The organism is Pyxidicoccus sp. M15, from assembly GCF_056858435.1.
This window is the reverse complement of the sequence record NZ_CM166495.1, coordinates 9527612-9550931: the sequence shown is the minus strand read 5'-3', so window position 1 is coordinate 9550931 and position 23320 is coordinate 9527612. Positions and strand designations below refer to the sequence as shown.

19 protein-coding genes are annotated in these 23320 nt (G+C 71.5%); 13 read left to right on the top strand and 6 right to left on the bottom strand.

The features are described from left to right. Positions 1–25 precede the first annotated feature (25 nt). From ACX9TP_RS35190 to ACX9TP_RS35145, 10 genes are all read left to right on the top strand, one after another. The gene (locus ACX9TP_RS35190; RefSeq protein WP_482975023.1) at positions 26–928 is read left to right on the top strand and encodes a spermidine synthase; all 903 of its coding nucleotides are present in this window, start codon (positions 26–28) and stop codon (positions 926–928) included. 5 nt (positions 929–933) lie between these two features. Beyond that, positions 934–1710, top strand: a complete 777-nt coding sequence (locus ACX9TP_RS35185; protein ID WP_482975022.1) for a helix-turn-helix transcriptional regulator — start codon at positions 934–936, stop codon at positions 1708–1710. Between the two features lie 65 nt (positions 1711–1775). After that, the gene (locus ACX9TP_RS35180; protein WP_482975021.1) at positions 1776–2123 is read left to right on the top strand and encodes a DUF3703 domain-containing protein; all 348 of its coding nucleotides are present in this window, start codon (positions 1776–1778) and stop codon (positions 2121–2123) included. 284 nt (positions 2124–2407) lie between these two features. Continuing rightward, entirely contained in the window at positions 2408–3013 is a 606-nt protein-coding gene (locus ACX9TP_RS35175) for a hypothetical protein (RefSeq protein ID WP_482975020.1), read from the top strand. Then, positions 3010–4572: a GMC family oxidoreductase N-terminal domain-containing protein gene (locus tag ACX9TP_RS35170; RefSeq protein ID WP_482975019.1), complete on the top strand. Its 1563-nt coding sequence runs from the start codon at positions 3010–3012 to the stop codon at positions 4570–4572. The genes ACX9TP_RS35175 and ACX9TP_RS35170 overlap by 4 nt, the downstream gene beginning before the upstream one ends. A 190-nt stretch (positions 4573–4762) precedes the next feature. Then, on the top strand, positions 4763–7537 hold the full coding sequence (locus tag ACX9TP_RS35165; protein ID WP_482975018.1) for a M16 family metallopeptidase: 2775 nt from the start codon (positions 4763–4765) through the stop codon (positions 7535–7537). A 127-nt stretch (positions 7538–7664) separates the two neighbouring features. Beyond that, positions 7665–8528, top strand: coding sequence for a KPN_02809 family neutral zinc metallopeptidase (gene ypfJ / locus ACX9TP_RS35160; protein ID WP_482975017.1), 864 nt, complete (start codon positions 7665–7667; stop codon positions 8526–8528). A gap of 93 nt (positions 8529–8621) precedes the next feature. Further along, on the top strand, positions 8622–9533 hold the full coding sequence (locus tag ACX9TP_RS35155; protein WP_482975016.1) for a hypothetical protein: 912 nt from the start codon (positions 8622–8624) through the stop codon (positions 9531–9533). A gap of 122 nt (positions 9534–9655) precedes the next feature. Next, on the top strand, positions 9656–9787 hold the full coding sequence (locus ACX9TP_RS35150) for a hypothetical protein (RefSeq protein WP_256445442.1): 132 nt from the start codon (positions 9656–9658) through the stop codon (positions 9785–9787). Continuing rightward, on the top strand, positions 9784–10530 hold the full coding sequence (locus ACX9TP_RS35145; RefSeq protein ID WP_482975015.1) for a helix-turn-helix domain-containing protein: 747 nt from the start codon (positions 9784–9786) through the stop codon (positions 10528–10530). The genes ACX9TP_RS35150 and ACX9TP_RS35145 overlap by 4 nt, the downstream gene beginning before the upstream one ends. Before the next feature lie 10 nt (positions 10531–10540). On the opposite strand, the gene ACX9TP_RS35140 is transcribed toward ACX9TP_RS35145, so the two are convergent. The 3 genes from ACX9TP_RS35140 to ACX9TP_RS35130 all read right to left on the bottom strand — a co-directional run bounded on the left by ACX9TP_RS35140 (position 10541) and on the right by ACX9TP_RS35130 (position 12921). Next, a complete protein-coding gene (locus tag ACX9TP_RS35140; protein WP_482975014.1) occupies positions 10541–10993 on the bottom strand; it encodes a hypothetical protein in 453 nt (150 codons plus the stop codon). Positions 10994–11248: 255 nt separating this feature from the next. Next, entirely contained in the window at positions 11249–12232 is a 984-nt protein-coding gene (locus ACX9TP_RS35135) for a cation diffusion facilitator family transporter (RefSeq protein WP_482975013.1), read from the bottom strand. After that, positions 12229–12921 (bottom strand): transporter substrate-binding domain-containing protein, encoded by a 693-nt coding sequence (locus ACX9TP_RS35130; protein WP_482975012.1) that lies wholly within the window; start codon positions 12919–12921, stop codon positions 12229–12231. The genes ACX9TP_RS35135 and ACX9TP_RS35130 overlap by 4 nt, the downstream gene beginning before the upstream one ends. Before the next feature lie 263 nt (positions 12922–13184). Between ACX9TP_RS35130 and ACX9TP_RS35125 the strand changes: the two genes are divergently transcribed. Then, the gene (locus tag ACX9TP_RS35125; RefSeq protein ID WP_482982273.1) at positions 13185–14474 is read left to right on the top strand and encodes an AHH domain-containing protein; all 1290 of its coding nucleotides are present in this window, start codon (positions 13185–13187) and stop codon (positions 14472–14474) included. Positions 14475–14494: 20 nt separating this feature from the next. Beyond that, the gene (locus ACX9TP_RS35120) at positions 14495–15064 is read left to right on the top strand and encodes an imm11 family protein (RefSeq protein ID WP_482975011.1); all 570 of its coding nucleotides are present in this window, start codon (positions 14495–14497) and stop codon (positions 15062–15064) included. Between the two features lie 9 nt (positions 15065–15073). Here ACX9TP_RS35120 and ACX9TP_RS35115 read toward each other — a convergent pair whose 3' ends face one another. Both ACX9TP_RS35115 and ACX9TP_RS35110 read right to left on the bottom strand, forming a co-directional pair. Further along, positions 15074–15415 (bottom strand): hypothetical protein, encoded by a 342-nt coding sequence (locus ACX9TP_RS35115; protein ID WP_482975010.1) that lies wholly within the window; start codon positions 15413–15415, stop codon positions 15074–15076. An 18-nt stretch (positions 15416–15433) separates the two neighbouring features. After that, the gene (locus ACX9TP_RS35110) at positions 15434–19159 is read right to left on the bottom strand and encodes a VIT domain-containing protein (RefSeq protein WP_482975009.1); all 3726 of its coding nucleotides are present in this window, start codon (positions 19157–19159) and stop codon (positions 15434–15436) included. Positions 19160–19317: 158 nt separating this feature from the next. Here ACX9TP_RS35110 and ACX9TP_RS35105 point away from each other — a divergent pair, with 158 nt between their 5' ends. Continuing rightward, positions 19318–21174, top strand: a complete 1857-nt coding sequence (locus ACX9TP_RS35105) for a glycoside hydrolase family 15 protein (protein WP_482975008.1) — start codon at positions 19318–19320, stop codon at positions 21172–21174. A 20-nt stretch (positions 21175–21194) separates the two neighbouring features. Here the strand turns inward: ACX9TP_RS35105 and ACX9TP_RS35100 are convergent, their stop codons facing one another. Beyond that, the gene (locus ACX9TP_RS35100) at positions 21195–23303 is read right to left on the bottom strand and encodes a S9 family peptidase (protein WP_482975007.1); all 2109 of its coding nucleotides are present in this window, start codon (positions 23301–23303) and stop codon (positions 21195–21197) included. Positions 23304–23320: the final 17 nt, after the last annotated feature.

The following is a 23320-nucleotide window of genomic DNA, read 5'->3' as shown; positions in this document are numbered from 1 at the left end:
TTAGGGGTGGCCGGAAGGAGCGCACATGCGGCGCATCACGCCTCGACTGGTGCTGGCGATGTGGGCGCTGCTGGCGTGCACCGCCGCCAGTCCCCGCACCGTCCTCTACGAGAAACAGTCGCCCTACACCTTCATCGCCGTGACGGAGGACGGTGAGGGCCTGCGGTATCTCCAGTTCGACCGGACCGGCTCGCTGCAGAGCGTGGTGCGGCCGGGGCATCCGTTGGCGCTCGAGCTGCCCTACACGCGGGTGTCGATGGTGGGGCTGGCCTTCGTGCCGGAGCCCAGGCGCATCCTGGTGGTGGGCCTGGGCGGCGGGGCGATGCCGATGTTCCTTCGCGCGGTGGTGCCCGGGGCCCACATCGACGTGGTGGACATCGACCCGGACGTGGTGGACGTGGCGAAGCGCTACTTCGGCTTCCGCGAGGATGACCACCTGCGCGCGCACGTCGCGGACGGGCGGCGCTTCGTGGAGACGAAGGGGCCGCCGTACGACCTCATCTTCCTGGACGCGTACGGCCCGGACAACATCCCCGAGCACCTGGCCACGGTGGAGTTCCTCACGGCGGTGCGGGCGCGGCTGGCGAAGGGGGGCGCGGTGGTGGGCAACGTCTGGGAGGACCCGCCCAATGCGCGCTTCGACGCGATGGTGCGCACGTGGCGGGCGGGCTTCACGCGGCTGTACACGTTCGACGTGCGGGGCAGCGGCAATCGCATCCTCGTGGGGCTGGCACGCCCGGAGAAGCAGTCGCGCGCGTCGCTGGAGTCCCGGGCGGAGAAGCTGGAGCGCGCGAAGTCCGTACCGTTCGACCTGAGCGCGCTGGTGGCGGAGGGCTACGAGGACGCAACGGAGCGCAAGCTTCGTGGCGAGGTCCTGAAGGACGCGGACCTTCCGAAGCCGGCCTCGGCTCCGGTACCCACGCCCTGAGCCCCGTGAGCAGGACCCACACCTGGAAGGGGCTGCTCTTCTTCGGACCCCGGCGCTTGCTGTACGCCGGGCCGCTCGGTGAGACGCGCCCGCACACGCACCACACCTTCCAGGTCCTCGTGTCGCTCGGCGAGCCGGTGTCGCTGAAGGACGCCCATCAGCAGATGGTCACCTGCCAGGCGGCCGTGACTCCGCCCGATGTCGAGCACACCATCGTCAGTCCCGGGTCGGCCGTGGTCATCCTGCACGTGAATCCGGATGACCTGGTGGGCCGCCAGCTGCGCACGCTGGGCATCGGCCCGGACGCGGAGGCGTGGCGGCGCGCGGGAGCGCCCCTGCTCACCGTGGGCACGAAGTCCCTGCCAGGGCGCTGGGCCGACGCGGAGCTCCTCGTGCACTCCCTGCTGCAAGCCCTGAGTGCCGACACGCGACAGGCCCCGCCGGCCCACCCCGCCGTGAAGAAGCTCCTGCGCCTCTTGCCGGACCTGCTGGAAGAGGACGTGCGCCTGTCCGCCCTCGCTTCCCGGGTGGGGCTCTCCGAGGGGCGGCTGTCGCACCTGTTCGGCCAGGAGGTGGGACTGCCCTTGCGGCCCTACATCCTCTGGCTGCGCCTGCAGCGCGCCGCGGGGTACCTCCAGCGAGGGGCCTCACTCACGCAGGCGGCGCATGCCGCGGGCTTCACCGACAGCGCGCACCTCAGCCATGCCTTTCGCCGCACCTTCGGGCTCTCCCCGTCGGAGATTGCAGGCGTGGTGGACTGGGTCCTCCCGCCTCCGGAGTAGCGAGTTCTTACAAGCCCGCGGACACCTCCCCGCGCGAGGGTGGCGTCACCCACGAGGAGGAAGTCATGCCCATGAAGCCGAAGCTGCGCGCCGCCCTGGAGGCGGAGCTGCGCGAGGCCGTCGAGGCCGAGGCTCGCAAGGAGATGCCGCGCGCCTGGCGCCACCTGGAGCGGGCGCACGTGTTGAGCCAGGCCCACGCGGGGCCGCATGTCCGCGTGCACTGCCGGATGTTCGCCTTCGGGTGGCGGCGCCGCGACGCGCGCGAGCTGCTGGGGCAGTTCGCGCGAATCCTCGTCGCCGGGCCGGGCTCGTGGCTGGGCCGGGCGCCGCTCGGCAACACCGGCGGCGCCAACGTGGGCATCCTCACGCCCATGCCCATCCCGGAGGACTTGCGGGCGCTGCTGGACGCGTGAGGGCGGCGTCAGCCGGCCACGGCGCGGGCGCGGGGGCGTGGAGCCCCCGGGCGAGTGTCACCTGCAGGGGCCCTGCGCACCGCCACCTGTCCGGACTGGGACGGGCGCGGTAGGCTCCGGCCCGATGTGCCGATGTCTCCGCGCACCTCGTGCTCGCGACGTCCACCGCGCTCACGGAGACACCGGACGTTTCGCCGCGCCCGGGCATCCCGACACCTCCACCTCGTATCGACGCGCGGACCCACGAGTCGAGCAATCCCGCGGTCGCGGAAGCGGAGGATGGAATGGACGTGTCGATGACCCGCCGGGGGCTCCTCAAGCGCGGGCTCTTCGGGGGCGCCCTGCTGGCGCTGGGCGGCAGCGCCCTGCTGGCCTCGCGCGAGGGACTGTTGCTGCCTCCTCCTCCGGAGGGGCTCCAGGTGCTGGGCCCGCGCGAGTACGCCACGCTCCAGGCGCTGGCGCGGCGGGCCTTCCCGGGGCGCCCGGGCTGGCCGGACGCGGACACGGCGCGCGTGGCCTTCACGGCGGACGGGCTGCTCGCGCGCGGGGACCCCTCCGTGGCGAAGGAGGTGAGGGAGCTGCTGGGCCTCTTCGACAACGCGCTCGCCGGCTTCCTCTTCAACGGGAGCATCACGCCCTTCTCGCGGCTGTCTCCCGACGCGCAGGACGCGGCCTTCGAGGACTGGCGCACCTCGCGACTGCTGCTGCGGCGCACGGGGCACCATGCGCTGCGCACGCTGGTCTACAGCGCCTATTACCTCCATCCGGCGGCGGTGGCGGCCGCGGGCTACGCGGTCCCCGAGGGCTTCCATGATGCGAGCGCGGTGCCCTGGAAGGGCGAGGGCCCCCGCCCCGCGCCGCTGACGCAGAAGGAGGGCTCCACGCCATGAGCGGCCGAATCTTCACCGGAGACGAGCTCACCGAGGACCGCACCATCACCTGTGACGTGTGCGTCGTGGGCAGCGGCGCGGGCGGCGGCGTGCTGGGGCACGAGCTGGCGCGGCGCGGCCTGGACGTGGTGATGCTGGAGGAGGGCAGCTACCGCACCCGCCGCGACTTCGACATGAAGGAGTCCACGGCGTACTCCACCCTGTACCAGGAGCTGGCCAACCGGGCGACGGATGACCTGGCCATCAGCATCCTCCAGGGCCGCGCCGTGGGCGGGGGCACCACCGTCAACTGGTGCGCCAGCTTCCGCACGCCGCCGGAAATCCTCCACCGCTGGCGCGACCTCCACGGCGTGCAGGGGCTGGACGAGCACACGCTGGCCCCGCACTGGGACTGGCTGGAGGAGCGGCTGCACATCCGCGACTGGCCCATCGAGCGGGCCAACCGCAACAACCAGCTCTTGTGGGAGGGGTTGGGGAAGCTCGGCTACAGCCGGGGCACGGTGAAGCGCAACGTGAAGAACTGCGCGGCCCTGGGCGCCTGCGGGCTGGGCTGCCCCACGGACGCGAAGCAGTCCACGCTGGTGACACTGATTCCGGACGCGGTGGAGCAGGGGATGCGCCTGTTCGCCAACGTCAGCGCGCGCAAGCTGGAAGTGGAGGGCATGCGCGTGGTGGCGGTGCACGCGGACGTGCTGGACCCGCGCACGGACCGGCCCACGGGTCGGCGGCTCACGGTGAAGCCGAAGGTGACGGCGGTGTGCGGCGGGGCCATCAACTCGCCGGCGCTGCTGTTGCGCAGCGGGCTCACGGCGCGGGGGCTCGTGGGCAAGCGCTTCTTCCTGCACCCGGTGGTCATCTCCACCGCCCGCTTCCGCGAGCGGGTGGAGGCCTTCTACGGCGCGCCCCTCACCGTCTACTCGCGCCAGTTCATCGACCGGGGGCCGGGGAAGCTGGGCTGGCTCATCGAGGTGCCTCCCATCCACCCCGTCCTCGCCTCGGTGACGCTGCCGGGCTTCGGCGCCGCGCATCAGGACCTGATGGCTCAATTGCCGTATGCCAATGCGGTCATCTCCATCACCCTGGACGGCGTGCACCCCGGGGACGAGGGCGGCACGGTAGGGCTGCGCGGCGAGGGCGAGTACACGCGGCTGAAGGTGGACTACCCGCTCACCGACTTCCATTGGGAGGGCTTCCGCGAGGCGCTGAAGGTGGCCGCGCGCCTGCAATTCGCAGCGGGCGCGGAGCAGGTGATCAGCCCGCACTCGTCGCCGGTGGTGATGCACGGCGAGAAGGACGTGGCGCTGCTGGACCGGGCCCCCTACGCGCCGCTGTTGTGCCGCGTGGCCAGCGCGCACCAGATGGGTGGCTGCGCCATGGGTGGCAGCCCGAAGACGAGCGTGGTGGACAGCACGCTGCGCTACTGGGACGCGGACAACCTCTTCGTGGTGGACGGCTCGGTGTTCCCCACCGCGCTGGGCGTCAACCCCATGGAGACCATCCTCGGCCTCGCGCGCTGGGGCAGCCAGCACGTCGCCAACGCCGTGGGCGGACGCGCCTGAGACTCCGGGCCTCTTGGCCTGGACCTCCTGTCGGTGCTATTCGCGCGCACCATGTCTGTCCTTGGCGCTGAAGCCTGAGCATTTGTCAGGATTTGCCGTCCTCGGCGGGCTGAAGCGAATCATTGTCACCCGGGGGAGGCATGGGGCCGTTTGGACCCGTCATGCGGCCTCCGGGCTCCGCCGGAGCACCATGCATACCCGACGCCGTCGCCAGTCCCGTCAGCCCCGTGCCATCACGGGGGCCCTCGTCCTGCTCACCCTGCTGCTGGGGGCGTGCACCACGCTGCCTCCCCGGGGGCAGGTGATGATGCGCGACGTGTCCTTCCCGCTGCGCGACTTCCGCATGGCCTCGGGGCTGCGTGTGGTGGTGGAGGAGGACCGCCGCTCGCCGGTGGTGGCGGTGGTGGCCGTCGTCGGCGCGGGCGGCTCCAGTGACCCGAGCGGCAAGGAGGGCCTGGCGCACGTGGTGGAGCACCTGGTCTTCCGCTCCCGTCACGCGGGCGGCCCGTCCATCCAGACGCGGCTGGAGGCGGCGGGCGTGGGCCACTCCAACGCGTCCACCAGCCTGGACTACACCGCCTACGAGGCGCTTGCGACTCGCGAGGCCCTGCCTGCGCTGCTGAAGATGCACGGCCAGTGGCTGGCCTCGCCCGTCGCGGGCATCACCCCGGAGGTGTTCTCGGTGGAGCGCGAGGTGGTGCGCAACGAATTGCGCCAGCGCAACGAGACGGGCTACGTGGGGCAGGTCTTCAGCTGGGTGAAGGCGGCCGCCTTCCCGGAGGGCCACCCCTACGCGCGCCCCGTCATCGGCACGCACTCGACGTTGACCGCGCTCACGCTGGCGGACGCGCAGCGCTTCGCGCGCGCCCACTACCGGCCGGACAACGTGACGCTGGTCATCTCCGGCGACGTGGACCTCGCCGCCGTGGAGCCGCTGCTGCGTGAGAGCCTCCCCGCCGCGTGGGTGGGCTCCGGCGCGCCGCTGGCCGTGGAGCCGCGCCTGTCCGCGAAGGTGGCCGAGCCTCCGACGACGCCCGAGCCGAAGTCGATGCCGGCGTACGAGGCGGCGGTGCCGACGCCGGAGCTGTACCTGTCCTGGGTGCTGCCGCGCGGCTTCGACGAGGCGGGCGCCGCGCAGGAGTTCGTCCGCGCCAGCCTTGCCCGGAACCTCTGGGGCGCGGTGCGCAACGACGGTGACATCGCCGGCATTGCCACGGACCTGGTGCCCGGCACGCGTGCGTCGCTGCTGGTGGTGCGGGTGCAGCTCAGCCGGGGAGACCACCCCCAGCGCTCGGCGGAGAAGGTCCTGGACCAGGTCCTCCAGGCCTGGTCCGGCGTCGGGCAGGAAGTGCAGGCCGCGGAGGCCGCGCAGGTGCTCGGCAAGGAGGCCGACTTCCAGGCCACGCGCCGCGGCGTCGTCACCGGCATGGTGTTGGAGTCGGAGGACCTCCTGTCGCGCACCCTGAGCCGCGCGCTGCTCACCCACTTCACGCTCGACGTGCGCTCGTACACGCGCTCGCAGATGGCGCTGATGGCGCTCGGCGGCAGCCAGGTGACGGACTTCGCGTACACGTGGCTTCAGCGGGACAGGGCGCGCATCATCTTCGTGCGCCCCGGTGAGAGTGGCACGACGGTGGCCGAGTCCGGCCCCGCGCAGCTGCAGGCCCAGCCCGAGCCCGCGCTGCCCGTGGAGCGCGCCACGCCGTCCATGGTGACGGCCCTCTCCGCGCCGGTGCACGTGCTCAAGCTGGACAACGGCATGGAGGTGCTGCTCGCCCCGCGCCCGGGCCTGCCGGTGGTGCGGGTGGGCGCCGCCATGGGGGGTGGCTCCGCGTACGGGGCGAAGCCCGGCGTGGCGGACCTGATGGGCTGGGGCGCGTTCCGCGAGTCCTGGTTCGAGGGCCGTCCCAGCGACTGGGGCCTGCACGACTCCGCGTCACTGGAACGCGACCACGTCCGCGTCGCGCTGTCCGGCACCGCCGGCAACCTGGGCAACATCCTGGCGATGCTGGCCGAGCAGCTCTCCACCACGCGCACGTCCGAGTACGTCGTGCGTCAGCTGCGCGAGCAGGTCCTGCCGTGGCGCGACGCGGTGGATGGTCGCCCCGAGGTGCAGGCGCACCGCGCGCTGCTGCGCGCGCTCTATGGCACGCACCCCTACGCCCACGAGGCGACGGGCGCGGAGATGGCCCAGGTGTCCTGGTCGGAGGCCCAGGACTGGATTGAGGACGTGTACCGGCCCGGCAACACGGTGGTGGTCATCGCGGGCGAGTTCGACATGAAGGAAGTGGAGGCCCTGGCGCGCAAGTACCTCGGTGGCTGGAGCCGGGGGGCGCCCCGGCCGGTGGACGTGGCGGCGGCGCCGGCACTGCCCGCGCCCTCCGCGCGTCCCAACACCCTGTTCACCTCGCGCCCGGGCGCCACCCAGGGCCAGGTCCACATGGCGTGCCGGCTGCCGGCGGCCACGCCAGAGGCCGAGGCGCGCTACTCGATGATGGCGGAGCTGATGTCGGTGCAGGCCTGGCACGACATGCGCTCCCAGCGCGGCGCGTCCTACGGCTTCCACGCCAGCACCTGGCTGGGGCGCGGCGGGGCGGCGCACCTGATGGTGCAGGGGATGGTGGACGCCCGTCGCATGAGCGAGGGCGTGGGCTCGGTGCGCCAGGCCCTCGCCGCGTTCGCGAAGACGGTGTCGGCCAGTGATTTGGAGCAGGCCCGCTCGAGGCTGCTCGCGCGTCAGGCGGTGTCCTTCACCTCCACGTCGGCCTGGGTGGACGCACTGCTGGACGCGCGCGTGCGGGGCTTCACGCCCGACGCGCTGGCACAGCGGCCCGCGCACCTCCAGGCGGTGACGTCCGAGGCGCTCCAGCGCGAGTTCGCCGGCTGCCTCGAGCGACTGGTGGTGGCCGTCACGGCCGACGAGGGCCAGGGCAAGGCCGCGCTGCAGGCCCTGTCGCAGCCGTAGCCACCGCCGCGCCCGCCTCCTCGCCTGGTGTCCGTTCATCCTGGCGAGGGGGTGAGGGGGCGGCCGCTACACCCTGGAGGACTGCCTACCTTCCCGCCAACGAGGAATCTTCAGGAGGGGTGGCCGCATGAGATGGCAGGGGGGACGTCGCAGCTCGAACATCGAGGACCGGCGGGGCAGTGGCCTGGGCCGTCCGCTGGCGGTAGGCGGTGGAGCCGCCTCCATCGTGGTGGCCCTGCTGGTGATGCTGCTCGGTGGAGACCCCTCGGACGTGCTGAACGGCGGGGGGCAGGCGCCGTCCGCGGGGACTGGCGGCTCCGGGCAGGCGGTGGACCCGCGGCAGGACGAGATGAAGGATTTCGTGGCCGTCATCCTGGCGGACACCGAGGACACCTGGCCCGGCCTCCTGGAGCCCGTGGGCGTGACGTACCAGCAGCCGCGCCTGGTGCTCTTCTCGGACATGGTGCAGTCCGCGTGCGGCACGCAGGACGCCGCGGTGGGGCCCTTCTATTGCCCGCCGGACCAGCGCGTGTACCTGGACCTCAACTTCTTCGACGAGCTGGACCGCCGCTTCGGCGCCCCGGGTGACTTCGCGCAGGCCTACGTGGTGGCGCACGAGGTGGGGCACCACGTGCAGAACCTCCTGGGCATCTCCGACCAGGTCCACTCGCAGCGCAGCCGCATGTCCGAGCGCGATGCCAACGCCCTGTCCGTGCTGACCGAGCTGCAGGCGGACTGCTTCGCCGGCATCTGGGCCCACCACGCGCAGAAGCAGCGCAAGGTGCTGGAGGAGGGCGACGTGGAGGAGGGCCTGGGCGCGGCGACGGCCATCGGCGACGACACGCTCCAGCGCCGCGCCCAGGGCCGCGTCGTCCCCGAGTCCTTCACCCACGGCTCCTCCGCGCAGCGCGTGCAGTGGTTCCGCCGGGGCCTGGAGCAGGGCACGCTGCAGGCGTGTGACACCTTCAACGCCGGCACGCGGGGCCGCTAGAGCCCCCGGGGCGGATGGCGTTTTCCTCCCCCTCCAGGCTTGAATGGCGGGTTGCGGACCTCGAAACCGCACCCACCACGCCGGGAGGGGGACATGTCAGCACCCAGGACCCTGTTGTCCGCGGCTCTCGCCGCCAGCCTCCTCTTCGCCCCCGGCGCGGACGCGCGCTTCGGCAAGCGCACCTCGTCGGACTCCTCGAAGGAGAAGCCCCACGAGGCCACCGCCATCGGCGCCGACGATGACGACGACGACGACGAGGAGGACGACGACGACGCGCCCGCGAAGTCGCAGGACATCCAGCCGTCGGACTCGGACGGCGGCGGGTGCTGTGGCGGGGGGGCGAACAGCCTCGGGGAGGAAATCGTGGGAGGCCTGTTCCGGCTGCTGCTGGAGGGGCTCATCTACGCAGTCGCCACCCACGGCACGCACCTGGACGGGGAGCCGAGTCCCGACTCGGAGGTGGCCCGGGAGCGCCGGCATGCCGCGCCACTGTCCATGCGCATGGGCGTGCAGGGCGTGTTGCCGGGAGAAGGCGCGAGCGCCCTGGATTTGTTCTTCGGCCTGGAGGAGCGGCGCCTCGGCGTGGTGGCGAACGTGGTCCGGCTGGCGCTGCCCACCGACGACGGGACGGAGGGGATGGACCGGCTCACGCTGGTGGAGGCGCACGTGAGCCATGCGCTCTACGTCCACCCGCGGGCCCGCGTCCGCGCCGAGGCGGGCGTGAGCACTGCGCGGGCGCCGGACGTCACCCTGGTGGGGCCCAGCGTGGCCGTCTCCGTCGAGGCCTGCCTGCTGGGGCCGCTGGACGTGGAGGCCCGCGCGCAGCTCACGCCGCTGCCCTACCGGCAGGTCGACGGCACGGCGGGCCTCGCGCTGCACCTGGGCGGCTTCGTGATGCGCGGGGGCTGGCGCGGCCTCTTCCTGGACGACCTGGGCGTGGTGGACGGCATCTCCCACCAGGACCGCCTGCACGGCCCCTACCTCGGCATGGGCTTCGCCTTCTGAGCGTCCCCTCGGGGGCTTCGCGGGAGGGGTGCGCTTTCCGTTGCCTTGACGGTTCGTCCGCCATAACAGATATTCCAGTCATCCGTTTTGACGGAAATCCGTCCGGTAACAAAGAGGCCCCCATGAGCGCAGCCGTCATCGACCTGCAGGACTTCCGCAAGAAGCGCGAGGCCGAGCAGTGTCAGATGATGCGCCCCGCGCCCGTGCGCCCCTGGATGCCCGTCTGGGTGTGGGTAGTAGTCTGGCCGGTATGAAGTCGGTTCGGGAGAACACGGGTCGGCGGGGCTCGGGCGCATCGGAGCGCAGGCGTCGCGAAGCGCGGGAGCCCGGCGTGGAGTCCACGCCACCCGCCGAGCCGGCGCCCCCTTCCCCGGATGCCTCCGCCGACACGGAGAAGGCGTGGTCCTACGAGGTCGCGCACCCCGACACGGACCAGGACCTGGCGCCCGTCGTGGGGAAGAACCTGCGCCGGCTGCGCAGCCAGCGCGGCCTGTCGCTGGAGCGGCTGGCGAAGGCCTCCGGCGTCAGCCGGGCCATGCTGGGGCAGATTGAGCTGGGGCAGAGCGCGCCCACCATCAACGTGCTGTGGAAGATTGCCCGCGCGCTGGACCTGCCGTTCTCCGCGCTCATCAGCATGACGGGCGGCGCGGGCACGCGGCTGATGCGGGCGCGGGAGGCCAAGCGGCTCACCTCGCACGACGGGCGCTTCGTGTCCCGGGCGCTCTTCCCGTTCGACGAGCCCCGGCGCGTGGAGTTCTACGAGCTGCAGCTCAAGGGCCACGGCGAGGAGCGCGCCGAGCCGCATCCTCCGGGCACGCTGGAGAACCTCATCGTCACGCGGGGCACGCTGGAGATGGAGGTCGGAACGGAGCGCCACCTGCTCGCCGCGGGTGACGCCATCCTGTTCGAGGCCGACAAGCCCCACGTCTACCGCAACGTGGGGCCGGACGACGTGCAGATGTACCTGGTGATGACGTACGCCGAGGAAGTCGGCTGAGGCGCGCGGGCTAGCGGGCCGTGCCCATCATCATCGGCATGCCGTTGCACATCATCATCACCGGCGCGCCCATGGTCATCATGGCGTTCATGGCGTCACAGCACTCCTTCACCATCGCCATGTCCTGACCTTCCATCGGCATCATCTTGCACACCATGCCGTCCTTGCCCATCTCACACGTCATCCGGACCATCATCGGCGCCATCTGACGCATCATCATGGGCATCATCATCGGCATCCCCATGCCCATGGGGTTCATGCCCATGCCGCCCATCATCATCGGGTTCATCGGCATGCCCATCATCATCGGGTTCGTCGGCATGCCCATGCCCATCATCGGGTTCATGCCCATGCCGCCCATCATCATCGGGTTCATCGGCATGCCCATCATCATCGGGTTCATGCCCATCATCGGCATGGAGGGGGCGGAGTTCGTCTGCATCGGGGTTGGGGCGGCCATCATGAAAGCTCCAGGTTCGGGTGGGCGAGGGGTGGGTGCGTACGGCAGTGCCCATGGAATAGAGACTCGCGTCCGCGCGCGGAATGTGACGGGAGGGCATGCGTGCGTTTTCGTCCGAGGCAGCGGAGGACCGGCTCGCCGTGACGGACGCGCTGCCGTGTGGAGCGGACGGCTCTCCGCTGGCGCGGAGGAAGTGTCCTCCGTGTCACTCCGGTGTGGGTGACGGCCTCCGCTGGGATTCGGACAGCGGCCTCGTCCTCAGGTGAGGCGCTCCACGGGGACGAGCAACACCTCGCGCAGCCGCCAGTCCAGGCGCTTGAGGTCCTCGGCGGCGCGGGCGAGGCGGGAGACGAGCTCCGGCCCGTGCTCGCGCGGCACCAGCCGCACGTCCGCGCAGAACACGTGGCCGTCCTCGCGCACGCGCACCTGGGCGGCCTCCACCCACTCCAGGCCGCACAGGGCTTCCTGGAGCTGGTGGGGGAGGGCCTCGTGGTGCTTTGCGTCGAGCGTGCGTGGGGCCCGGTCCATCAGGTCTCCCAGCGCGGTGCGCAGGTGCTTCTGTCCGTCCCAGGCGATGTCCACGGCGATGACGCCGCCGGCCAGGGCGTCCGCCCACCACCAGCCCAGGCCGATGCCCAGCACGCCGAGGATGGCGGCGGCGGCGGTGAGCCAGTCCGCCTTGTTCATCATCGCGTCGGCGTGCAGCACCTTGTCGTGGAGCGAATTGGCCAGCGGCAGCTTGGCTCGGCCGAGGAGGACGGAAGGCACGCCGGTCCACAGCAGGGCGGCAATCATGAGCCAGCCCATCCAGACGGTATGTCCGAACAGCTGCACGCTGCCAATGGATGGGTGCTCGGCGCGGACGAGCTTGAGCGAGGACTCGACGAGGAGCCACAGCCCCATGGACAGCAGCGTGACGGAGCCGACGAGGTAGGCCACGGTGGTGGCGCGGCGGTAGCCGTAGGGGTACTCGGCGGTGGCCTTGCGGTGGGCGACGCGGCTGCCGATGAGGAAGGACACGGGCGGGATGAGGCTGAGCAGGTCCTCCAGCCACGCGGCCTTCATCGCCTGGGAAGAGCCGAGCGTGAGGTAGACGAAGGTGATGGCGGTCGCGAGGTAGATGAGCGAGCCCACCTCCAGGCGCTGGGCGCGCTTGAGGACGCGCTTCTTCTCATCCGGCAGGTCCTGCCAGTCCGTCGGGTGGCCCGGATGGGTGCGGAGCTTCTTCGGAAGCAGGCTCATGGCCGTGCGTCCTCCGGAGCGCCAGGCATGGGGCCCGAGCGTGCGAGCGCGAGCAGTCCCTGCCGGATGTCGTCAGCGTGTTCGCTGACGAAGCGGTCCACGGTGAGCAGCCAGCGGTTTTCTCCGGAGGGGACGACCCAGATCCACTTCTCCTCGCGCAGGGGCTTGCCGCCAGGGACGTAGCCCCAGCCCTCCAGCTGCCAGTCCCACGCGGCGCGCAGGCCGGGTGCCTGGTGGAGTTGGGCGGCCTCGTGGACGTGGGCGCCTTCCTTCTCCAGCAGGGGACCGGCGACGCTGCCGGGGGCGACGGCCACGGAGGCGCCCTGGAGCTTCTCGGGCACGGACTGTCCGCGGGGTGCGCCCGTGAGCAGGCGCGTGGTGAGGAAGGGCCGTCCCGCGCCCAGCTCCTTCACCCAGGGTGACTTCGCGGACACGCCGCCTACCACGAGGTCCAGCGCGCGTTCCTTGAGGCCATGCACCAGCTCGGACTCGGGAGCCACCGTCCAGGCGACGCGCGCGCCGAGCCGGGCGGCGAGCTGCTCCACGGCTTCGACTTCGGGGCCGGCGGGCTGGCCGTTCTGGAGATAGGCCCAGGGCTCATGTCGCACGAGCCCGGCGCGCAGGATGCGTTCGTGCTGGATGCGCTCCTGGGTGCCTTCGGTGTCTCGCGGCAGGCCGCAGGCACCCATGCCGAGCACGAACAGGCTGGCTGCGAGCGCAACCGGCCTGAGCCTTTGTTGCCTCGTCCGTTGCAACGCGCTGTCCCTCCTCCTGTGCGCGGGTTGTTTCCGCGCGCTGTGCCCCTTGAGGTTGGGCACGTGACAAGCAGGGCGCCAGGAGGGTGGGGAATGCACTGTGCCCCCTTGGGTGTGGGGCTGCTCGCCTGCTTGGAATGTTGCGGCCATTGATTCTGGTTAATCTGGTTTGTACGGGTTGGGCCTATTCTGGCCGCATGCACGGGAGAATCTGGTGGGTGCTCGCATGGCTCCCCCTGGTGGTGGGCTGCGCCAGCACGCGTGTGGTGCGCCTCGATACGGGGGAGGGCCAGGTGGTGGAGCACGTGCCACGCATGTCAGGTGGCGCAGTCGACGTGAGCGAGGGCGATTTCGAGGAGGCGCTCGCGCGGCTGGTATTGGAGGTGCCGCTGTCTCTGCGCTCGACGGATGCAGGGTGGCTGGTACGTGCCTCGGCCCGAGGCCGCCATGTGGACAAGGCGCTGCAGGCGGCGCTGCGAAAGGGTTACGGCCGCTGGTGCCAGGCGCATGAGGGCCCCGGTGACTGCCTCTCGTTGTTGGAAGATGGCCTGGGCTTCAGCTCGACGGACAAGCTGAAGCTGGCGGTGGGCCTGTCACTGGACCCGATGCACGAGAGCATCGCGGACGCGGTGGAGCGCACCCTCAACCCGACCTTCTTCAAGACGGTGGTGGTGTCGGCGCTGGTGACGTGGGCGCTCCTGGCGGCCAATCCCGAGCCGGTGTTCACCAAGGCCGCCGCGACGGTGTCCATGCTGGTGCTGGCGTACGTGGGGATGGATTCCTTCCTCGCCATCGTGAAGGCCTGTCGCGAGCTGGCGCTCGCCGTGGACAACGCCACCACCTTCCAGGAGTTGGAGGAGGCCGGGATGCGCTTCGGCCAGGTGGTGGGCACCGAGGGCGCGCGCGTCTTCGTGATGGCGGTGGCACTGGTGGCGGGCAAGGGCGTGGTGGGCGGCGGCACATGGCTGGCCTCGCGACTGCCCCTGTTGCCGGGCTTCGGTGAAGCGGCGGCACTGAGCGCGTCACGGTTCGGCGTGAAGCTGCTGGCAGTCGAGCAGGTGAGCGCGGTGGCGGTGGTGGAGGGCGGGGTCGCCATCACGCTGGCACCCGGAGCGGTGGCCATGGTGGCCATGGGCGCGGGTGGCATCCAGGGGGACCCGGACGGGACGGTGCATCACATCTGCACGGACAAGAACACCGTGTCGGACGCAGAGGGTGGGCCGTGGACGCCGCTCTTCAGGGACGTCTTCAAGAAGGCCGACATGTCACTGAAGGACGACCCCGCGAACCTGATACGTATCCGGGGGCATGAGGGGCCTCACCCCAGGGCGTATCACGAGGAAGTCTTTCGGAGGGTGGCGGACGCGACGCGCAACTGTCGCGGTGTGGCGGGTTGTCGGGAGGCATTGACGGTTGAGCTTCAACGCATCGCGCGTGAGCTCACGACGCAAGGCAGTAGGTTGCGTCGGCTGCTCACGGATGACTGACGGATAGAGGGGCTAGCCCCATGCGCTACTTCGAATTGGACCAGGAACTCTACATCTCCGGGCGCTGGTATCTGGGCTGCCCCATTGATGGCCAAGGCCAGGAGGTCGGCAGTTGGCTCTTCCTGGAAGGCAAGCCGGTGTCCGTGCAGGAGCCTCTCAAGGTTGGGTTCTCGCAACCAGGCAAGCAGCTCGACTTCTCCCTTGCGGACGCGGGATCTGTCCCGGTCGTCCATTCCAAGATCGCCGCCGTGCTCACGTCCCTGGCCCCTGGAGACATCCAGACCTGGCCCATCCAGGTGGAAGGCCAGCCTGAGCCCTATGTCCTCATCAACGCCACGCGCCTGGTGGACTGCATCGACGACGAGGCCTCGGAGCACGTGGAGCGCTGGATACCAGAGGACGAAAACGACCAGCCCGAGCGTGCCGGCGAGTATCGCAACGTCGTCGGCATGCGCATCGACAAGGCACGTGTAGATGGCACGAAGGTCTTCCGCCCGTGGGGTTGGACCATCGTCCTCGTCGTCACCGAGGACATCAAAGAGGCCCTGGAGCGCACCGGCGCCACGGGCATGCGGTTCACGGAAGTTTGAGCGCCGCGCTCAGGGAATCCGTCCCTTCACCTTCCACCACAGCAGCCCGATGAACGACTCCGGCAGCGGCTCGGGAGGCGTCATCGCCTCCTCCTCGTCCTCCCGCCGTGTCGCCGGAGGCAGGGCCCGCCGGGGCGCGGGCAGTGGCAGCGGCTCCGCGCTGTGCAGTCCCCGCTCCGCCCGCTCCAGCGCTTCGGAGAAGGACCTCCGCCCGGCCTCACGCGCGTTGATGGCCGAGACCCCGGACACCCGCTCCGGGGCATGGATGCGGGGAACGGCATCCGCGCCCTCGACACGGCGGATGCCCTTCACACCTCCGATGGGCCCTCGCGACTTCCGTCCGTAGCTCATCGCGGACCTTCCTCCACCTCACTGCGGTGACTGCGTGGACACCGTGTCCTTCGAGCGCGCCACCAGCTCCTCGCGGCGCAGTAGCAGGCGCGCGTTGTCCTTCGGCAGGATGCGGAGCTGGAAGCGCCGCCGGTTCGAGTCCGCCTCACCGAACACGCCCCGGTCGCTCACCAGCAACAGCGCCGTGGGCACCACGAACCGCGATGAACGGTTGCCGTAGTAGTGCACCACCACGTGGTACGGCCCCGGCGCCGCCTTGCCCGTCTGGTACAACTCCGGCCCCAGGCCATCGGTGATGTCCCAGTACAGCTTCCCGCCCAGCCGCGTCTCCTTGTGCTGGTAGAAGCACTTCTCGCCGTTCGGCTCGATGACCCACAGGTCGATGTCCGTGCTGTCCGAGTTCCAGTGCGTCGTGAGCTGGTAGTCCATGGGCGCCAGGGAGATGAGCCCGGACACGTCCTCGTCGTCGTACTTGCCCGGCTTCTCGGACAGCTCTTTGAGTCGGGCCCGCAGCACGTCGGCCACGCCCTCCGCGCGCGGGTGGCGCACCAGCGACCACAGCATCCGCGCGTAGTGGTACGACGCCACCACGCGCAGCTCGGACGTGTGCCGCGCCCAGCTCCGCGCGAGGACGATTTCATAGTTCCGCGCCGCCTCCGCGTACCGGCCCGCCGCGTCCAGCGCGAGCGCCTCCTCCAGGAAGGCCTGTCCCTCGAACGGGCGGTTGAGCCGCACGTGCTCGAACAGCTCCGCCGCCGCGGGGTACTGCCCCATGGCCAGCAGCCCGTAGCCCACCAGCCGCAGCGCCTCCGCGTCCTTCGGGCGCAGCTCCACCGGAGAGGACAGCGCCCGCACCGCCCCCCACGTGTCACCCGAGAAGGCCCGCTTGCGCGCCACCGCCTCGTACACCATGACGTCGTCCCGGTTGGCACGGCGGGCCTGCCGGTACGCCAGCTCCGCCTGGAGCCGCTCCTCGCCACCGGCGTAGGGGGCCTCGCGCAAGGGCTGGCGCTTCAGCAGCGCGGACAGCGCCGTCCGCTTCTCCGTCAGCCCGCGCACGACGTCCTGCCCGGACTTGCGTACCTCGTCCATCGCGATGCCCTGGAGCTTGTCCCTCCGCTGGTCCTCCTCCTTGCGGCGCAGGGCCTCCAGGTCGTTCAGCTCCACGCGCTCGTCGCGGATGGCATAGCGCGTGTAGTCACCCTCGGACTCCAGCACGAGCATGGACGCGCGGGCGTTGGCCAGCCGGTAGTGCTGGCTGAGCGCCACCACCATCCGATCCAACCGCTCGTCGTCCAGGGACACCAGCCGCGCGACGAACAGCTCCGCCCACGCGCGGGGGGCGAAGGGGCTGTCGACGTCACGGGGCAGGGGGACGCGCAGGACGCGCTCCTCGCCATTGGCGCGCGTCACCACCTCCAGCTCGGCGGCGCCGTCCTCGGGCAGCCGTCCGGCCACCTGCAGCTCCTGCCCGGGGAAGACGAGGTGCGGCCGTCCCGCGACCACCAGGTCCTTCGCCGCCGCGCCCTTCACCTCCACACGCTCCAGCACCACGGCGGCGGCGCGGTGCGCCCGGGCCGCCGCCTCCACCTCGGAGCCGGACAGCACGTTCACCACCCGGCCGCCGCTGGCGCGGGCCAGCGCGTCGAACAGCTCCGCATTCACGGCGGCCTCGCCGAAGCGGTACGTCACCCAGCGCAGTGACTCGGCGCTGGAGTGCCGGGAGATGAGCGACTCCACGTTGCTCTGTCCCCAGGTGGCGTTGCCGTCGGACAGGAGGAAGGCCGTCACCTTCCCGCCGGGCTGCGAGGGCTTCAGCCACTCGCCGCCAGCGCGGTCCAGCTCCGTCAGCGCGCCGTCCACGTGGGAGGCGCCTTCCAGGAAGACGCGCTCCAGCTCGGAGAAGGTCTCCTTCCGGTGGCCGGCATCATTGGTGCGCCAGCCCGTCCCGTGCAGCCAGCGCGGGCGCACGTCGAAGAGGAGGACGGCGTACTCCTGGAGTGTCGTGTCCTTCTCCAGCAGGGCGCGCAGGGTGGCGGCCTGGAGCGCCCACGCGTTGCCGTCCTCGATGGACAGCGACGTGTCCACCACCAGCACCGCGCGCCCGGTGGGAGGCCCTTCCGCCTCCGAGGTGAGCCGCGCCGGCAGCCGCACGCGCGCGTGGAACGCCTGGCCCGGCAGGCCCGCCACGTCGCGGCCCACGAGCACGTCCGCCTCCGGGTGCTTCGGGGTGAGCGCCGCCGCGAGCGCCCCGTCCCCCTGCAGCTTCGCGAAGTCATACGTCCGCCACGGGCCCAGGGTGCGCGGCGCGGCGCCCTCGGGCTGTACCGTCACGGTCTCCGCCTGGCGCGGGTCCACGTGGAGTCGCGCGGAGACCTGCATGTCCTTGCCGGCGCCCGCAGGCAGCGGCCACGTGTAGCGCAGGTTCTTCCCGTCGAAGAGGAGCGTCTGCTCGTAGGCGATGACCACGCGCTTGAGCGACCTCGGCGGCAGGGGGAAGACGCGGGCGCTGAAGGTGGAGGCGCCCGCCCACTCCAGCAGCGCCGGGTCCACGTTGCGGCGGACAATCTCCTCATAGACTTCCCGGGCGCGCTTCTGCTCGACGACGCGGGCCTCCTGCCGCTCGCCCCAGGAGCGCTTCGCACCCTTCGGGCTGGGCGGCGCGGAGGCCCCCAGCTCCTCCACGCGCGCCGAGTCGTCACCCAGCGGCGGCAGCAGGTCCGGGGACTGGAAGAGGGAGGGCGTGTTGACGGAGACCGCGCCGGAGTAGAGCGCGAAGCCGGCCACGGCCGCGCCGCCGGGGAGCGGGTAGTAGAAGGTGCCTTCGAGGCTGCGGTTCGTGTCGTTCTCGAAGAGGTGGTCCACCACGGTGCGGGCGCGGGCGCCCTGGATGTACGTCACCACCCGGACGGCGCGCGTCTTGAGCGGCTGGTAGCGGCCGGCCTCGTCCATGACGAGCACCTTCGCCGCGCGGGGCGCCGCCTCCACCTTGGGCAGCACGGGGGTGGGGAGGTCCTCGGCCCCATCAGCAGAGTCCTTCGACGGCTTCGCCGCGGCGCCTCCCGCACTCCCGCCCTTGATGATCTGGATGACCTCCCGGCGCTTCTGCTCGAGCACCCGGGGCCTTGGCGCGCCCGTGGATGCAGGCCGCTCCGCCACTGCCCCGCCGAGCGTCCCCCCCAGGACGCCGCCCACCACGCCCCCGACGACTCCTCCTTGGACGCCACCCTCGATTGCCTCCTCCGCGGGGGCTTCGGCCGTGGGGGAGGGCGGATGCGGGGCGGCCTCTGCTACCGCGAGGTCGTCCCGAACCTCGCCCTCGTCGCGCTCCGGGTCGGGCTGGCTCTCACGCACGGCCTCGAGGCGCGTCTGCCGTTCCCGCTCGGCGAGCGCGGCGTTGCGCCGCTGGTCCTCGCGCTCCCGTTCGGAGAGCGCCGCGCGAAGCCGCTCCTCCTCGGCCTCCTGCCCGGAGCGGAGCAGCTTCGCTATCTGCTCCTCGCTGAGCACCTGCGGGTCGGCCACGGAGTCGCGCAGCTCCGCGAGGTCGACCGCGCCCGGGTCTGGCTGCCCCGGCACCGTGGTCGGCGCCAGGAGCCCGGCCTTCTCGAAGGGGGGCGTCAGCGCGGCCCGGGCAGGCGCCTCGGGTTCCGGTGCGGCGGGAGGCGTCGACGACGAGCCACGGTTGCAGCCCGCCACGACGAGGCACGTCAGCAGCACGGCGGTAGAGAGGCGCGTGAGGTGCATGGTGGAGGACGTTAGCCCAACGCACTTCGCCCCGTCGCCTGCCCCCCGGGCGTGCACTCCAGTCCCGGTCCGCGCGCCCGGTGGTGCTTGTGACCCGGGCCTCGAATCCCAACCGTGAGCAGGCAGGGAACTCCAACGAGGGGACGGCACCGCACCGCATGAGCACACTCTCCATCAGCGACTACGCCCTGCTGTCGGACTGCCGCACGGCGGCCCTGGTGAGTCGGATGGGCTCGGTGGACTGGCTCTGCTTCCCCCGCTTCGACGGGCCCTCCGTCTTCGCCAGGCTGCTCGACGCGAAGGCGGGCCACTTCTCGCTGCGCCCCGAGGGCGAGGCCCGGGCCACGCGCCGCTACCGCGAGCAGACGCTCGTGCTGGAGACCACCTTCCACACGCCGACGGGCACCGTGGTGCTGAGGGACGCCCTGGCGATGGGCAGCCACGAGCGCGGGCACGAGATGGGCCGCGCCTCGCCCGGGGTGCTGCTGCGCCACGTCACGTGCACGCAGGGGGAGGTCACGCTCGCGCTCGAGCTGAGCGCCCGGCCGGAGTACGGCCTCATCTCCCCGTCCCTCCGTCCGAAGGACGGCGGCGTGGAGTGCCGGGGCGGGGCGGAGGCGCTGCTGCTGGCCTCGGCGGTGCCGCTGCGCCTGGAGGGCTCGGACGTGCGCGCCACCTTCACCCTGCGCGCCGGCGAGTCCACCGGCTTCGCGGTGCAGCACCAGCTCTCGTGGTCGGAGCCGGTGGCGCTGTGGACGCAGGAGAAGATTGCCTGGCGCCTGGAGGACACGGCGGAGACGTGGCGCTCCTGGGCTGACGAGCACCAGAGCTACGAGGGCCCGTGGCGTGAGCTCGTCCACCACAGCGGCCGGGTGTTGCAGGGGCTGACCTTCCAGCCCACGGGCGCCGTCATCGCCGCGCCCACCACGTCGCTGCCGGAGGAGCTGGGCGGCGTGCGCAACTGGGACTACCGCTACACGTGGATGCGCGACGCCAGCTTCGTCCTGGACGCGCTGTGGGTGGCAGCCTGTCCGGACGAGGCGGAGCGCTACTTCCAGTTCCTCGCGGAGGCGGCGCAGTCGCAGCTCGCCAGCGGCCAGGAGCTGCAGGCCATGTTCGGCGTCGGCGGCGAGCATGACCTCACCGAGCGCAAGCTGTGCCACCTGTCCGGCTGGCGCGGCAGCACGCCGGTGCGCGTGGGCAACGACGCCTGGAAGCAGCGCCAGCTCGACGTCTATGGCGAGCTGCTGTGCTCCGTGGGCCGGCTGGAGGACATGCTGGAGAAGACGGACGGCACCTTCCGCCGCTTCCTCGTGGACGCAGCGGACATGGCTGCGAAGCGGTGGAAGGAGAAGGACCAGGGCCTCTGGGAGATGCGCTGCGAGCCGCGCCACTACGTCCATTCGAAGCTGATGTGCTGGGTGGCGCTGGACAGGGCCATCTGCCTGGCGGAGCGGCTGGAGGCGGGGGAGCACGTGGAGCGCTGGCGCCGCACGCGCGATGACATCCGCCAGGCATTGCTGGAGGAGGGCTGGAACGAGAAGGTGGGCGCCTTCACGCAGGCGTTCGGCTCGGAGGTGCTGGACGCCGCGTGCCTGATGATTCCCATCGTCGGCTTCCTGCCCGCGGACGACCCCCGCGTGCGCTCCACCGTGCGGGCCATCCAGGCGCACCTCACGGACCGCAATGGGCTCGTCCACCGCTACCGCATGGACGACGGCGTGGAAGGTGGGGAGGGCGCATTCCTCCTGTGCACCTTCTGGCTCGCGCAGGTGCAGGCGATGGCGGGCGAGCTGGAGGCGGCCACCGTCACCTTCACCCGCGCCGCGTCCTTCGCCAACGACGTGGGCCTGCTGGCGGAGGAGGTGGATGAGGAGCGGCGGGTGGTGCTCGGCAACTACCCGCAGGCCTTCAGCCACGTGGGGCTGGTGAACGCGGCCTGGGCCATCTCCCAGGCGCGTGAGCGCCCCGGCCGAACCGATGATTCGGCCGAGGCGGCGCCCGCCGCGGGCTGAGCGCTCCGGAAGGCGGCCGGCTACCTCGCGCCCACCTTGCCGGTGGGCGCAGTGTGGGCTTCCAGGAAGCGGGCCGCACGGGAGAGGAACTCGATGAGGTTCTCCCTGCGCGCGAGCGAGTGGCCCTCGTTGTCGGACACCATGTACTCGACGGGCACCTTGCGCTCGCGCAGGGCGCGGACGATGAGGTCCGACTCGCTGCGCGGCACGCGCGGGTCATTGGCCCCGGCGTAGACGAAGAGCGGGTCGACGATGCGGTCCACGTCCTTGAGCGGGGAGATGGACTCCATGAAGGCGGCGTCCTTGTCCGGGTCGCCGAACTCCACCAGGAAGATTTCTCGGATGAAGCCGCTGGTGGTGGCCATGAACGTCTTCAGGTCCGCCACGCCGAACAGGTCCACGCCCGCGCGCCACAGGTCCGGCATGCGGGTGAGCCCCACCAGCACCGTGTAGCCGCCATAGCTGCCGCCGAAGACGATGACGCGCTCCGGGTCCGCCCAGGGCTGGGACGCCGCCCACCGGCCGGTCGCCTCGATGTCCTTGAACGCCGCCAGGCGCGCCGGCCCGTTGTCGCCCTCCTCGAAGGCGCGGCCGAAGCCGCTGGAGCCGCGCACGTTGGGCTCCACCCACGCGTAGCCCTGGGACAGGAAGAACGCGGTGATGGGGGACCAGCGGATCTGCGAGCTGCCGGAAGGCCCGCCGTGGTAGCTGACGATGACGGGCAGCTTCCCGGTGCGCTGCTTCGGCAGGTAGACGTTGATGGGCAACTCCAGCCCGTCGTGCGCGCGGACGGAGGTGATGCTCACGTCGGCGGCGGGCACCTCCTTCAGGGACGGGCGCGGCTCGCGACGCAGCGGCGACACCTTGCCCGTCTTCGTGTCCACCACCCAGACGTCGGTGGGCGTGGTGGGCGTGGACCGGGTGACGGTGAGGCGCCGGCCGTCCTCGGAGAAGCGGCCCAGGCTGCCCTGGCCCAGCGGCAGGGAGATGCGGGCACGGGGCTTCAGCGTGCGCCCATCCAGCAGCCGCACCTCGCTCCGGTTGCCCGCCCGCACCGAGAGGCCGACGAGGCCGCCTGTCCTGGAGACCTCGACAGTGTCAATCATCGCGGTGGTGGGGGCCGTCTCCACGTACCGCGCCTTCTCCTCGCCGCTCTCCGCGTCCAGCGCCAGCAGCCACGCCTGCTCACCGCCGCCGTCGGTGGCCAGGTACACCGTCTTCCCGTCCGGGGAGAAGCGGGCGTCGAAGACGGTCACCTTGCCCTCGCGCGGGTAGAGCGGCCGCGTCTGGCCGGACGCGAGGTCCACGCGCACGAGGTAGTTCTCCGAGCCCGACGGGTAGCGCACGTAGAGGCCCGCCTTGCCGTCCCGGCTCACGTCGGTGAGGAAGCCCGGCAGGTCGTCGCGGTACACCGCCCGGGACGCGCCGCCGGAGACGGGCACCGCGTACACCGTGGTCTGCGCCGCGTTCATGGGCCGGCCGCTGAAGTACACGGTGTCCGGCGCCAGGTCGGGCAGGAGCGCGTTGTCGCGGTTGAGCTTCTCGCCCGCGGTGAGCTCCACCGGCGCGGAGCCGTCCAACCCCACCTTCCAGATGGACCAGTTCTCGTCGGCGCCGGTGTCGGAGAGGAACACCAGCGAGCGGCCATCTGGCGTCGTCGTGAGCTGTGCCACGCGCTCGCCCCACTCGAAGAGGCGCTTCGCGGGCGCGTCGGGACGCCGGGCGTCGGCCACGTAGACCTGGGGCAGGCCGTCGCGGCTGGAGATGAAGAGGGCCTGCTTGCCGTCGCGGGTGAGCTGGGGCTCGATGTTGACGAAGGCGTCCACCAGCGGCGTCGCCTTGCGCGCCAGGTCGGCGATGCGCGCCGCGTCCGCACCGGCGGGCACGTCCGGCATCACCTTGTCCGGCTTCACCTCCGCGTTCGCGGGAGCGGGGGCTCCGGACGTCGCGGGGCCCGCGCTGGCCTGCGCTCCATCCGCGGGGGCGGCACCCGGCATGCCCGTCGCGCCAGCCGGGGTGGTGGCGTCCGGCGCGGTGGCGGTGGGAGTGGCTTCCGGCGGCGGCTGCGGCTGCGGAGAGCTCGCGCAGGCAGTGAGCAGCGTGACGAGTGCGAACAGGAAGGAGCGCATGGCGCGGCAAGCTACAG